Source organism: Mangrovibacterium lignilyticum (assembly GCF_010882175.1).
Lineage (GTDB): Bacteria > Bacteroidota > Bacteroidia > Bacteroidales > Prolixibacteraceae > Mangrovibacterium > Mangrovibacterium lignilyticum.
On record NZ_WKLH01000002.1, the window covers coordinates 776,763 to 789,306 of the forward strand.

A 12,544-nucleotide genomic window follows, 5' to 3' on the forward strand; every position below is an offset into this window, starting at 1 on the left:
TAAACTAATTTTCAGAAAATACAAAGGCTTCAGAAAATACCCAGAATGCAATCAATAGTTCAAAACGCCCCGTGGTATTCGTTCCCCAAACGGAAAAAATTGCGGGCCTGCTGCATTTTCCGATCAATCTCGAACAGCTCGTCGTAATAGGCTTTTTCGTGTTCGTTGGTTTGAATAATCTTGTGCATGCCTCCATTTTTAATGACGACACGGCGGTCGGCCTGTAAGATGAGTAAAGGATCGTGTGTGGCCATCAGAACGATCTTTTCCTGGCTTACCAACACTTCCAATGCTTTACGTTTATCGACCCCGGCATTTTCAATTTCGTCAATCAATACAATGGGCGCTTGACCAATACAGGCCACATCGGCAATCATTAAAGCACGCGATTGGCCACCACTTAAAAAGGTCACCGGTGTAGTCGGGTCGAAGGTTTCTCCGGAAAGCTGGTTGGCTAAGTCAATAACTTCGGCCACTTTTTCATCGGCATTGGCCAGGAAACGGCTTTGAGCATGCAACAACAAAAAACTTTGCACATCCATGTCGAGCACAAAGTTCATATTCTGCGTAATCTGCGCGATGAGCTTTCCTCCGAAACTACTCTTCAGGTTTTCGTCGGGCAGTTCGCCATTCAGCAACACCCGCCGTTTGGTTGGAGTGTCAAAATCGGCTAACCATTCAATGTCGGCTAACAAACGGCTTTTCCCCGATCCGGTTGGACCGACAATACAGGTAATCTCTCCGGGTTTAATCAGGAGGTTACAAGCTTCAGGTTCGCCCAGTTTATTTTGTCCACCGATCACTTCCAGTGAATGAATTTGCTGAACAGAGGCCGCATCCTGCATCCCCTCAACAAAGTCGACAAACTGACCGGCTAGTTCATCGGCATTGGTTTCAAACTCGTTCCAAAATTCAGCCGACAAGCTGGCAGCCAGTGCTGCAAAACTTTCATTGGCGACCTCTAAACGATAGGCCGACAGAAAATCAAGCACTGGCGGGCAATCCTTCACCAATTCGCTTAAGGGTTGTTGTATGATGTTTTCAGTAGCGATCATGACAGTTTAATTTTGCGGTTCAGGCCCACCTGAAAATCTTCTCCGACACGGGTTTCACCCAAACAATACGAACACAAGGCAGCAGGCATTGAAAAACGAAGTTTAAGTGTTTCAGCATTGGCAACCGATTGGGCTAAACCAATCATCCGAGCCAGTTTATCAGCGCCCTGCCCTGTAATTCCATTGATAAACAAGACCGTCGCTTTGGGATTCACCTGTTGGATTTTAAAGCGGAACACTTCCCGCTCGGCTTGCGAAACCAGATCGCTTTTAGTGACAATCACGACATCGGCTAATTTGAGCATTGGCCCTGTCTTTTGCGGTGTATTGATTCCACTCAGGTTGTCGAGCACACAAATGGCCATCATTTCTTTTAAATGCGGAGCACAGCGGTTACACAAACCGGCACTCTCGGCAATTAAGGTAGTTAGTTGGTTCGACCGGGCCCAATCCAGGCAAGCTTCAATATTCGACACAAAATAATGATCGGGACAAAGGTTTCCGGCAATACCGGTTTGAGCTGTAATACCGACCGAAGCATAACGTTCTTCATCGAGCGAACTGATGCAGTCGAACTTAATAACCCCGCAGTGCTCTTTTAGCCCCGGTACACTTTCAATCATTTTTAAAATGACCGATGTTTTTCCCGACGAGGGCGGTCCGGCAAAGGTTATCAGGCGAATTCCATCCATAGCTTCTCTTTATTTCGTAAAACGATCGTCCGAACGTTGACTGTGAGCCATCTTATCATCCTTTTCATCCAACCAACCCGAAACAGCATGGAGGCGGTTATCGGTTTGCCTGAAAAAAGGTTTCAGGTCCAACAAAGGAGTCCCGTCCAACATGTCAGCTCCTTCAAAATAGATCCGGTTTCCTTCGATGCGGCTTAACTTAACCGTCGAGATACCGATTGCATTTGGACGTTTGGGCGAACGGGTAGCAAATATACCGTGCTTCTTATCGTCCATAAACGGTTTTACCATCAGCTCATGTCCCTTTATTTCGTGCAGGTGGTAGATGAGGGTAATATGCGAGAACGCTTCCAGATCGGTCAGCCCTTCCTGCAGCTCGGGATTCAACTTAATCATTCCTTCCATGCCTTTTGCACCAACAGGTTGAATAGGCATATTCACCAGGTCATGATGTGGCGTGTGAATCAATCCGATGGGCTGAAAACAAATCGACTGTAAATCGGCTATACTCATACAACTGCTTTTTGTTTCCAGACTTCCATAAATACATCGCGGATTTCATCCTTGAGTTTTCCAATATCGTTATTATTCAGAAAGTCCCACCCCAGCCATTTCACCGGTTCGGGAAGGGTGTTTTTGACATCGGGATGGATGGCCGGGAAAAAACGACTCACCAGCAGTTCACCGGTTTCCTTCGACAACAGGAAGTTCAGCAACGAGCAGTGTTTCTCCATGGCCGATTTCCGCACCATCATAAACACAGGGCTGGCAATCGCACCGTCAGTGGGCCAAAGCAATTTCACGTTCGGGTTCTTTATTTTCTTTGCAAAGAAATAAGGCATAATATAAATCGTCGCAGCATCGTCCCCACCCTTATCTGCGAGCTTCACCATCTCTGCAGGGTGTTTACCGGTCCTGATATTTTGAGCCATTTGCCGGATGGCATAAAAACCATGCTCCTTGTAGAAAGGCAGCATGATCGCATTACAGAAGAAATCGTCCTCCCCCCGCATGATAATCTCATCGGTAAAGGCTTCAGACAACAAATCGGACCACACTTCAGGGATTGGCGTGTTACCCAAACGTTCAGTATCAACGGCCATCACCAACATATTTGCCGTCAGCATGGTGTAGTTGCCCGACGGATCGGCAAAACCCGACTTCTCCAAATACGGGTTGGGCGTGTAGGGTGTAAAGGTTTCGAAAATGCCTTTCCCCACAAAGCGCTCCTGAAACGGACGGTGAAAGAAGTTATTGACATCGGAAGCCAGCATAATCTCCGGCAACTCATCGGCCGACGAAACATGATCCAACATCGGGTAATACGACAGCTCGTGATTCACATTCCCTTCCGTCAGGTAATCCAAACCGGCATACGCTTCGGGATGATCCAAAATATGGCTTTCCAAAAAATCTTTAAACGGATTGCGCAGTCCGCAAGGCAACATGGCCATAAAGTGTAACTCATGAATGGCCTTCTCTTCAGTCGAAACCGCTGCGCCCTGGCTTAACTGTTCGTTCAGCATGCCCAGGAAAGCCTCAACATCGATGTTTGCAGAACGCAACAATGTCCCCAGTCGGGTAAACCGGCCTATCTTCTTCAGGCTTTCGGGCTTGAAGTAACTGGCAAACCCACTTTTTTCAAATTGAGGAATTAAATCGGGATACTGATCTGCAATTGTTTGAATGGTATCGTTTTGGGTGATCGGCATATCTATTGGTATTTTATATTCAAATATAAGGACGAATAAGGAAACTAAATTTCCTTCCTGATTTTGTTTTTCAGTCGGTGTCAATGTCAAATCTTGTTATTCACCCAACAGATAACGCACCAAAAACGCATCCTTGCAAAAGGCTATCTGATGATCAATCGATTACAATTCCTCAGTTTTCAAAATCATACATTTTGGTAGGATTTCGAAAGATCGAATCAACTGAAATGTCGGTTTCTGAATTCGATAGCCATGCTATTCATTTCGACGATGACGGAAGGACTTCTTACAATTGTTCAAGCCCGTTCACAATCGCTTAAACACGACTCTTCATTCTGAATAAAACCACCTTTTTTACATGGAAAAACGGCTAAAAATCCGTAACTTATTAATCGATTAACTCCTTAGCCCATAAACCAACTGACGATGAAACCTGCATCTTATTCGCAATTGTATATTCACATCATTTTTGCTGTGGGTAATCAAAATGCATCCATAACCCCCGCCATCCGCAAACATATATTCATGTACCTGGATGCAACGATTACACAAATGGGACACAAGTCGATTATTGTTAACGGGACGTCCAATCACGTTCACCTGTTCTTTGGTTTGAATCCCAATAAATCCATTTCGGAGACTGTTCTTGATCTCAAACAAAATTCGGCCCTTTTTATCAATGAGGCCAAGCTTTGCCCGGATCAGTTTTACTGGCAAGCGGGTTATGGAGCCTTTTCATACAGCCATTCGAACGTTGTTCCGATTTATTACTACATTTTAAACCAACATATTCATCACCGCACGAAAAGCTTTCGGGAAGAATACATCTGCATTCTCGAAAAGTTTGAAATCAATTATGATGAGCGTTACCTGTTTGATTTTTGGGATCAGGCTGAATAGCAATCTTACTTTTTTTGTTTAGCCAACAAGGACTGCTTCCCACTAAACCAGGATTTGCACGCACCGCTGTCTTCCGTACCAAGGGCGCATAACATCAACACAGGACAACTGTGAGCAATCTTTCCCGCTCCTCCACCGACCAAACAAAACACCGGAGGTAACTTATCGTTCTATTTTACGTTAAAAAAAATTATTAGCAATTCGATAAATACAATTGGTAGTTGGAAGGACCTGCGGTTGGATTGAGGGGAGAGCTGTGACTCCGCTATCAGCTGAAGTAACTGTTGAACTTCACTGGTGATAAAAAATGAAAAAGCAACCTCGTTTGGACTTAACTGAGCTGCTTAACAGGTGTCATCGCGATCCAACGATCCCGAAAACATTTATGAGCGAATACTTGCCGCTATTGCTTCCCCGCTTTAGCGAGCTGGAGATACTGGCTAAACACGAACTGCAACAACTCTTTAACTTTCACCGGTGTAAACGGCAGACATGCCTGCAAAAGATCGATAAGCCCTGGTCGCACCTTTGGTTAATCGAAAAAGGGATTGCCTGTTCCGAGATTCCAACCAGCCAGGGAAACGTTATCCGCGAGTTCTATTTTCCCGGACAGTTCGTGAGTAACCTGAATGCCTATAAAATAAACCGGCGGAGCAGGGTGCAGATTAAAGCGCTGACCAAACTGAGCTACTGGTCGATCCATTACAGCGACGTGCTGTACTGTTTGAATACATACCAACCGGCCCGCGAAATTATTGAGCAGTTTAGTTGCTGTTACAACGAATGGCAAAACGAATTACTGCTGTGCATGAAATCGCTTACCCCCAAAGAACATTACCTGTACCTGAAAGATCATTTTCCGCAGTACTTCCTGCTAATCAAGCTGAGATACCTGGCCTCTTATCTAAAGGTGTCTGATGCCACCTTGTACCGCCTGATGAGTGAGGACGAAGATGGGGAGTAAGGAGCTTCGCCCCCGTATTTAACCATATACCATTAAACCAGCCTGTTTTTCAATCAAATGAACGATTTTTCGCATGCTTTCTTTTCGGAACTTGCTGTAACCAATTCGAAATGAATGGCATTCGTTCTTTGACAGATTGATGATAAAAAATAACTGTTCATCACCGCCTCGGTCGATAAAAACACAAAAATCAGGCAAATTTTGGTGAGTATTGTCGCATAACTCGCGAGTTAACTCAAATTACTCGCGAGTTAAGTCAAATTACCCGCGAGTAATGTCACAATACTCGCGAGTTAAATGAAATTACTCGCGAGTATTGTCGCTTAACTTGCCAATCAAATCAAATTACTCGCGAGTAATCGCACATTACCCGCGAGTTAAGTCAACTAACTCGTGAGTATTGAGACCAGATAGAGAGTGTCCAAAAAAGTGTGTAAATGAGTTAGCCCCTGATAGGTTACCGTTTTTATTCGCCCGCAGCTTAATCGAACAGCAGGAAAAGTGCCTGAAATTCGCCCTTAAAGATACAAAGCTTAAAAATAATGACAGCTTATAGTGTATCCAGGAATTTCTCATCCAACAAACTCACCAATGCCGGTTTAAGCGTTTTTGCCGGTAGTGTGAAGGAAAAGATGACGGCCAACCCCAATTTTGTCACCCCCGTGCCAACGCTCGAAGAGCTGACAGCAGCGCTCGATGCTTATGATACAGCATTGGACCAGGCACGTGATCGCGGCACATTGGCTACATCCGTTAAAAATGATAAAAAAGACGCACTGATTGTTGTCCTCAAAGCCCTGGCCGACTATGTTGATGAAACCAGCGGCGGCGACCGGACCATTATTCTTAGTAGTGGTTTCGAGTTGACTAAACCCCGCTCAACAATTGGCCCTCTACCGCGTGCTACCGGTTTGGTAGTCGAAGCCGGAGACGGACGCGGCTCTCTGAAACTCTCTTGTGATGTATTACACAATGCCCGTGCTTACCTGTTTCAATACACCGATGCTCCATTGACTGCCGAAAGCATCTGGCGCGAAACAACAAACACCAGGCATATAATCCAAATTGATAACCTCACTCCGGGGAAGGAATACGTGTTCCGCGCTGCTTATGCCGGCTCCAACCCTTCCCGCAAATGGAGTGATCCGGTTAACAGCTACGTTCTCTAAGCCGTTCCCGAACGAACAGCTACTACGCAGGCACTTTTTCTTTTTTTATCCATCTGTTACTGTAAACGCGAGTTCCGTGTTTTTAACTCAGCCCCCTAAAACCAACAACATGCTCGTCCCGGTCTGCTGCCAGGCAGGTCTCTCGCTTTAGAGCGGGATAAAAGGGTGAGTCCTGCTTAACAAGAATCATTCTAATTTAATGCTGATTATTATCAAATTATCAACTCGGGTTATCAATATCAAATATTATTGGTAATTTGGGAAATGCCTTTAATGAAAGGGACAAAAGGTGTACAATAAACTCAAAATAAGAAAATATTGTGTGGTTTTTTACACATATAAATTAGTAACTAATTTGAAATGAGACTAACTTTTACAATATTAATCTTGCTTTTGTCCTTCCAGAATTTGTTCAGTCAAGCTGATAGTGCATTTATTGTTTTGGATTTTGGAGACCATGTAGATACAATTGGAAAATACAAAATACCATACTCAAAAACGTATTACTACAAAGCTGATTTAACTCCTTGGGCAACGCTCAAAGACAGTGGTTCATACAATGGACAAAACGAAAAAATTGGTTTTTGGAGAGAATACCCGATTGACACAACGGTATTAAATTCAAATACTAATATCAGAACACGAACATCTTTATCAGAGATTTATAAACCAAAGATTGTCAAACTAGAAGGGAAATATCTTAACGGAGAGAAAGAGGGTATTTGGAAAAAATATAGTGCAAATATTCGTACACGACCGTTCTTTTGGAGTCTTGAAACGACGACTGAATATAAAGACAATATGAAAAATGGAGAAAAAATAGATTTTGACCCTTTCTCAAAAGACACAACAATGATCATTATTTATAAAAATGACGAGCCGATAAAGCAAATAAAATAAAAACGGGTTACAACTTACAAGTGACCGTTACAAACCAATTTGAAAAGAAAAGATAAATGAATCATTTATTATCTGAGAAATTAATTAAGCTTGAGACGATATCTTCCAATATAAGATCGTCAATAATTGACAGGACAATAACAATAGAGGCGATAATATCAGAGTTACTAATCAATCTTCTATCAACTGAAAAGACTAGACAGTCAATAGACAAATATCTATTTTCAGACACACTAACATTTGACCAAAAAATTAAACTTTTTAACTCTTTAAGAAAAGCAAATATCTTTGATTTTCATGGAAATGGTAAAGACATCGGAAAAAACTTAGATTTTATTAAAAATCTAAGGAATACGATGGCTCATTCAATGCTTAATTCATCAGATGAGTTTTTAGAAAAAACAGATTTGAAAACAATTGAATATGTCTCATTCACGGATAAGGGAACAATAACCGTTAGAATAATAATAGAAAGCGATGTTGAGAATCAAAACGATAAAGAATATGGAGAAAATCTAATCGCTATCAGAATCAATTACCTTATCGACATCCTCAATACGTTCAAGAAGGCTTGATCTACTTAATGTAAGACAAATAATACCTCACCTAGAGAAAGAACTGATGCTGCGGATTTAGAATAGCCGCTCTTCAGGACATGTCAATACTGACCGGCTGTTTAAACAGGATGACAAATCCGGAGTTACAAAGGATCGGATTATAAATCCTGTCCGGCAAGCGTGCGGTGCATTGTCTCCGCTCCTCTCCCGGCGGTCCCGTTTTATCTCACACTGAGGCTCTTCGAAATCCGTGCCGCAACTTGGACCATCCATTGTGCGTAATGCTGAACAACGAAATGGCATTAAAAATGGGGTGGCCGAAAACCAACCAGAGTAGGCAAGTCACTAAATCTGATAAAATGGAAACAACATCAAAAATCGTAACACTTTTGGCTACAGCACTTGTTTTATCTACGCTATTGAGTTGCAGTCAGCAAAGTAAAGATTCTAAAGTCGCAGAACTGCCCCAATCAGCAACTGTTGAAGAGCTCGGACAAATGAACAGAGATTTTGCAAAGGCCTTAACGGCAAAAGATGCGTTGGCAGCGGCTAATCTTTATGACGAGAATGCTTCCCTACTACCTCCCAACGAGCCTATCGTTACAGGGCGTACCAACATACAAGCCTATTGGCAAGGTGCCATCGATGCGGGTATTATTGATGCATCCGTAAAAACAATTGATGCAAAAAGCAATGGCGATTTAGCTTATGAGATTGGAACATTTACATTGCGTTTTTCCGGGGCAGCGAATGATACAATCGTGGAGGTCGGGAAATACACCGAAATATTAAAACGAAACGAGGAAGGCAAGTGGATTTCAACCTATGGCATGTGGAGTAGTAATGACCCCGTACCAACTGAATAAAGGCACATGTCCACCGATGCTAATTCTATTATCTTATAACAGTAAGACCGCCTCCGCTCGTCAGGATTTGAAATCCGCCCCGTGTTAACATTGGATTAGTAATCTTAGCTGGCGCAGCTTTGTAATCCTGCTTAAGCAGAACGGTTCTATATTTCGCTTAATCCTTGATTCACAGATTGAATACAGATTGGGCAAACCAAAACAATTTGTAATTTAGACAGCTGACTCGACGAACTAAATTACAGCTTATGAAACAACTAACGCTACTCTGCTGCCTGCTGTTTTCAATCGAACTGCTGGCCCAACTTCCCCCCGAACACCCCTTGTATCCCAATGGTATTGCCGACAATCCGGTCAGCTATCCGGAGCCGGAACTATTTGTCGACTCGGGTGTCCCCAGCCAATCGCTCTCCGGTTTAAACCGCGTTTACCGGTACGTTACCGAACCAGGCTATATGCTCTTTCCGGCGAATCAGGAACTAAACCGGCACCTTGCCGTCGTTATTTTTCCAGGTGGCGGCTTGCGCAATGTGTGGTTGGATAAAGAAGGGACCGACATTGCCTTGTGGCTCAGCCAACAAGGAATCACCTGTATGGTTGTGAAATACCGAACCAACTGGCGGGACGAAGATGACGACTGGATCATCGACTTTGACGACTACAAAGGGGCGGTGTACCAGGATGCTCGCACGAGTATGTTAATGATGAAGTCGCTGGCCGACAGTTTAGACTTCGATGTCAATAAGGTTGGTATGATGGGCTTTTCGGCCGGTGGCTGGTTAGCCGAGCGTGTTACGTATAAATATTACGAAGGCGACTATGAATGGAACCCGGCCTTTGTGGCACTGATTTATCATGGGAACAACATCAAACTGATCAGGAATGCCGACAACCCGGAAAAGCTTCCTCCGTTCTTTATGGCCATCGCTCAAAACGACGAGAAACTACCAATGAATAAAGTCATCCCCTATTTAAAGATGGTCGCAAAGGAAGTGCCTCATTCCGAATTATGGATTTATCCGGATGGTCACCACGGTTTTGGACTGGCGTACGATGAACAACAGGAAGTCTCGAACTGGAAAAAAGCCTTTGTCCATTGGGTGGATCAATTTAGACAGGAATAACCGGATTCCTCTCCTGCCCCTAAGGATTTGGAATGCCAACGATGTTGTACCAGAAGCAACAGGAGCTACCTGTCAAAAGTGAATTCGCAATGTGACCGACGGTATTGGCTGATTTCGGCGAGCAACCAACCAATTCTCCGGAGGGTAGAGATTTTGGTAATCAAGTGTGAATGTCGCGGCTCTCCTTTTGTTCTTCCCTGCTGATATGAAGACCGGGATACTCGCAATATCCATCGCAAAACCGGCCACCATTAAAAGCGCATAAAAGTCAGCTGCACTTCCCTCATCCCCGAAGTTTTTATTCATCGCGGCCATTCCCCCTGCAGCGAGCGGTGTACCAACGCCCAGCAGAATCCACCCCGTCTTATTCAAACGTTTACTTTTCTCCAGAAAGTAATCCCGGTTTATGTCCTGTTCATTGCTGGTCTGGCTATAAAGATTTAGCAAGATGAAGAAGCATGTAAGCAAACAGAAACTTCTCTTCACGATCGTTAATTTTTGGTTTGTTTTTGCCACTAAAAAAAGCTTTAGTGATAATCAATAACCCCGATACGTTTGCAGAGAGGAATTTGTTTCCTCATCGAAGGTTAACTAAACTTGTGTCAAAGACTTATATTCCGCACCACTTTAAAGCTCCCCGACTGATGCTGCGAATCTGTAATTCTGCTATCTTTAAACAGTAAAACCGCTCTGCAACAAGAACTAACCATTGCTCACCATAAGACAACGACACCATGAAACATTTGAAATTAATCGTTCTACTGCTAATCGTTGGAAACGTCTGTCAGGCTCAGAATCCATTTATAACGCATATGTACACGGCAGACCCTTCGGCAAGAGTGTTTAACGACATGCTGTATGTCTATCCGTCGCACGATGAAGACACAGCCACGAAGTTTTATATGCAGGACTGGCATGTTTTCTCGACAACCAATATGAAGGACTGGACCGATCATGGCGTCGTATTTTCACTCAATGATATTAGCTGGGCAAAGGAATTCGCATGGGCTCCTGATTGTATCGAACGAAATGGGAAATACTATTTCTATTACCCGGTCGAGAAAAGTAAAATCGGGGTTGCCGTTAGTGACCGGCCTGATGGTTATTTCAAAGACCCCTTAGGCGCGCCCTTAATCGATATTAATTCGCCCGGGGTGGTTTGCAACCGCGACTTTATTGATCCGGCAGTCTTTATCGACGATGACGGGCAAGCTTATCTTTATATGGGGCAACTGGTTGTTAATGCCATAAAACTCAATGACGATCTGATTTCGTACGACGGGAAAGTATACCTGCTGGAAGGGACTGATGATTTTTTTGAAGCAATCTGGATGCATAAATACAAAGGCTTGTATTATCTCTCCTATGCTGCGGAGAGTGGTGAAATTAAATATTGCACCAGCGACAATCCACTGGGGCCCTTTAAATACCGGGGAGTTATTCTGCGAAAGATGAATAGCGGCACCAACCACCATTCCATTGTCGAATACAAAGGACAATGGTACCTGTTCTATCATAACTCCGACCTCTATTACAGGAATCACCCCGAGCTTGAAGAAAAATTTGGGTGGGGACATGAAGGAAGCCCTCATCCTTACCGCCGCTCGATTTGCTTCGACAAATTATACTATAATGAAGATGGCACCATTCAGGAGGTCATTCCAACGAAATAGCGAATAACTGAACGAAAGGAGCTTGTCCAATTACTGAAAAGGAAGAAATCCGGCAATGAACCGGTTTGCTGGCCCATGACACGTCAGCCACTCCTCCTGCAGGGTATTACCCCTCACAGCAGACTATTAAATCTGCCTGGTTCTCTTTCGGAATTCGGCTGGTGATGAACGGACAACCTTTTGAAAAGCAAAACTAAAGGACGACAGGCTGTTGTAGCCACTGCGATAGCTAATCTCACTGATCGACAAATCGGTCTGCAACAACAGCTCCATGGCTTTAATAATCCGCAATAGTTTCACGTATTGCAGAAAAGAAGTGTTGATGTTTTGCTGAAACAAGCGCGACAACGATCGGGTGCTGTAGCCATATTCTTCCGCAAGTTGCTCCAGCTTCAATGGCTGTTCAATATGGTGGTGAATATGCCGCAAGATGACTCTCAGGTTTTCATTTTGTGTGGTCGGCAGTTCAATGGGGATCGGTACTTTCGCGGCTTCGACAATCACATTCGCCAACGTAATCAGGAACTGGTATTTTTCGGTTTGGTCGCTTGTAATGTCGCCGTTCCAATCGTTGATATAATTGATCATTTCAACCAACAAATTCGTCACCGGATAAACGCCGGCTCTTTCTTCGAGCTTTTTATTTGACCCGATTAAGGCACTTGGGATATAAACGTTATGCACCATTTTGACCAATGTCCGGGGGCTTATGTTATGCTCTAATCCGGCAGGAATCCAAAGGAAATGGTGAGCCGGCAGGAAAAAGGAGTTCTCCGGCGTATTGAAAAACGCGATGCCATTTTCCAGATAGTACATCTGGTGTTTGTTATGCGTGTGCATCGGGAACTGGCGTTCGATCTCCGAGTTAATCACAAAAAAGGACTCGTCATACCGGTTAATCTGCTCGATGATACTTGTCGGTTGCTTCATAG

The 12,544-nt window shown here is 43.8% G+C and carries 14 protein-coding genes; 8 read left to right on the forward strand and 6 right to left on the reverse strand.

Annotated features, from left to right (window positions below):
- Nucleotides 1–59 precede the first annotated feature (59 nt).
- From GJV22_RS10405 to GJV22_RS10420, 4 genes are read right to left on the reverse strand one after another with little or no spacing between them, the layout of a single operon-like run.
- The gene (locus GJV22_RS10405) at nt 60–1,055 is read right to left on the reverse strand and encodes an ATP-binding cassette domain-containing protein (protein ID WP_163712649.1); all 996 of its coding nucleotides are present in this window, start codon (nt 1,053–1,055) and stop codon (nt 60–62) included.
- Nucleotides 1,052–1,747, reverse strand: coding sequence for a GTP-binding protein (locus GJV22_RS10410; RefSeq protein ID WP_205461833.1), 696 nt, complete (start codon nt 1,745–1,747; stop codon nt 1,052–1,054). The genes GJV22_RS10405 and GJV22_RS10410 overlap by 4 nt, the downstream gene beginning before the upstream one ends.
- 9 nt (nt 1,748–1,756) lie before the next feature.
- Nucleotides 1,757–2,260, reverse strand: a complete 504-nt coding sequence (gene tsaA, locus GJV22_RS10415; RefSeq protein WP_163712652.1) for a tRNA (N6-threonylcarbamoyladenosine(37)-N6)-methyltransferase TrmO — start codon at nt 2,258–2,260, stop codon at nt 1,757–1,759.
- The gene (locus GJV22_RS10420; protein WP_163712655.1) at nt 2,257–3,459 is read right to left on the reverse strand and encodes an ABC transporter substrate-binding protein; all 1,203 of its coding nucleotides are present in this window, start codon (nt 3,457–3,459) and stop codon (nt 2,257–2,259) included. The genes tsaA and GJV22_RS10420 overlap by 4 nt, the downstream gene beginning before the upstream one ends.
- A 426-nt stretch (nt 3,460–3,885) precedes the next feature.
- Here GJV22_RS10420 and GJV22_RS10425 point away from each other — a divergent pair, with 426 nt between their 5' ends.
- The 7 genes from GJV22_RS10425 to GJV22_RS10455 all read left to right on the forward strand — a co-directional run bounded on the left by GJV22_RS10425 (nt 3,886) and on the right by GJV22_RS10455 (nt 9,939).
- Nucleotides 3,886–4,359 carry a transposase gene (locus GJV22_RS10425; RefSeq protein ID WP_163712658.1) on the forward strand — a complete coding sequence of 158 codons (474 nt, stop codon included), beginning with the start codon at nt 3,886–3,888 and terminating at the stop codon, nt 4,357–4,359.
- A gap of 307 nt (nt 4,360–4,666) precedes the next feature.
- Nucleotides 4,667–5,323: a Crp/Fnr family transcriptional regulator gene (locus tag GJV22_RS10430; protein ID WP_163712661.1), complete on the forward strand. Its 657-nt coding sequence runs from the start codon at nt 4,667–4,669 to the stop codon at nt 5,321–5,323.
- Between the two features lie 542 nt (nt 5,324–5,865).
- Nucleotides 5,866–6,492 carry a hypothetical protein gene (locus GJV22_RS10435; RefSeq protein ID WP_163712664.1) on the forward strand — a complete coding sequence of 209 codons (627 nt, stop codon included), beginning with the start codon at nt 5,866–5,868 and terminating at the stop codon, nt 6,490–6,492.
- 360 nt (nt 6,493–6,852) lie between these two features.
- Nucleotides 6,853–7,392 (forward strand): hypothetical protein, encoded by a 540-nt coding sequence (locus GJV22_RS10440; protein WP_163712666.1) that lies wholly within the window; start codon nt 6,853–6,855, stop codon nt 7,390–7,392.
- A gap of 56 nt (nt 7,393–7,448) precedes the next feature.
- The gene (locus GJV22_RS10445; RefSeq protein WP_163712669.1) at nt 7,449–7,967 is read left to right on the forward strand and encodes a hypothetical protein; all 519 of its coding nucleotides are present in this window, start codon (nt 7,449–7,451) and stop codon (nt 7,965–7,967) included.
- A 341-nt stretch (nt 7,968–8,308) separates the two neighbouring features.
- The gene (locus GJV22_RS10450; protein WP_163712672.1) at nt 8,309–8,815 is read left to right on the forward strand and encodes a YybH family protein; all 507 of its coding nucleotides are present in this window, start codon (nt 8,309–8,311) and stop codon (nt 8,813–8,815) included.
- Nucleotides 8,816–9,063: 248 nt separating this feature from the next.
- Entirely contained in the window at nt 9,064–9,939 is an 876-nt protein-coding gene (locus tag GJV22_RS10455) for an alpha/beta hydrolase (RefSeq protein WP_163712675.1), read from the forward strand.
- A 72-nt stretch (nt 9,940–10,011) separates the two neighbouring features.
- Here the strand turns inward: GJV22_RS10455 and GJV22_RS10460 are convergent, their stop codons facing one another.
- Complete coding sequence (locus GJV22_RS10460; RefSeq protein WP_163712678.1) at nt 10,012–10,425, reverse strand: hypothetical protein; 414 nt, start codon at nt 10,423–10,425, stop codon at nt 10,012–10,014.
- 248 nt (nt 10,426–10,673) lie between these two features.
- Between GJV22_RS10460 and GJV22_RS10465 the strand changes: the two genes are divergently transcribed.
- Nucleotides 10,674–11,612 (forward strand): family 43 glycosylhydrolase, encoded by a 939-nt coding sequence (locus tag GJV22_RS10465; protein ID WP_163712681.1) that lies wholly within the window; start codon nt 10,674–10,676, stop codon nt 11,610–11,612.
- 126 nt (nt 11,613–11,738) lie between these two features.
- On the opposite strand, the gene GJV22_RS10470 is transcribed toward GJV22_RS10465, so the two are convergent.
- A complete protein-coding gene (locus tag GJV22_RS10470; RefSeq protein ID WP_163712684.1) occupies nt 11,739–12,542 on the reverse strand; it encodes an AraC family transcriptional regulator in 804 nt (267 codons plus the stop codon).
- Nucleotides 12,543–12,544: the final 2 nt, after the last annotated feature.

Excerpts from the sequence above, each read along its gene's own strand:
- GJV22_RS10405 (WP_163712649.1), bottom strand. The coding sequence starts at position 1,055 with ATGATCGCTACTGAAAACATCATACAACAACCCTTAAGCGAATTGGTG.
- GJV22_RS10410 (WP_205461833.1), bottom strand. The coding sequence starts at position 1,747 with ATGGATGGAATTCGCCTGATAACCTTTGCCGGACCGCCCTCGTCGGGA.
- tsaA (WP_163712652.1), bottom strand. The coding sequence starts at position 2,260 with ATGAGTATAGCCGATTTACAGTCGATTTGTTTTCAGCCCATCGGATTG.
- GJV22_RS10420 (WP_163712655.1), bottom strand. The coding sequence starts at position 3,459 with ATGCCGATCACCCAAAACGATACCATTCAAACAATTGCAGATCAGTAT.
- GJV22_RS10425 (WP_163712658.1), top strand. The coding sequence starts at position 3,886 with ATGAAACCTGCATCTTATTCGCAATTGTATATTCACATCATTTTTGCT.
- GJV22_RS10430 (WP_163712661.1), top strand. The coding sequence starts at position 4,667 with ATGAAAAAGCAACCTCGTTTGGACTTAACTGAGCTGCTTAACAGGTGT.
- GJV22_RS10435 (WP_163712664.1), top strand. The coding sequence starts at position 5,866 with ATGACAGCTTATAGTGTATCCAGGAATTTCTCATCCAACAAACTCACC.
- GJV22_RS10440 (WP_163712666.1), top strand. The coding sequence starts at position 6,853 with ATGAGACTAACTTTTACAATATTAATCTTGCTTTTGTCCTTCCAGAAT.
- GJV22_RS10445 (WP_163712669.1), top strand. The coding sequence starts at position 7,449 with ATGAATCATTTATTATCTGAGAAATTAATTAAGCTTGAGACGATATCT.
- GJV22_RS10450 (WP_163712672.1), top strand. The coding sequence starts at position 8,309 with ATGGAAACAACATCAAAAATCGTAACACTTTTGGCTACAGCACTTGTT.
- GJV22_RS10455 (WP_163712675.1), top strand. The coding sequence starts at position 9,064 with ATGAAACAACTAACGCTACTCTGCTGCCTGCTGTTTTCAATCGAACTG.
- GJV22_RS10465 (WP_163712681.1), top strand. The coding sequence starts at position 10,674 with ATGAAACATTTGAAATTAATCGTTCTACTGCTAATCGTTGGAAACGTC.
- GJV22_RS10470 (WP_163712684.1), bottom strand. The coding sequence starts at position 12,542 with ATGAAGCAACCGACAAGTATCATCGAGCAGATTAACCGGTATGACGAG.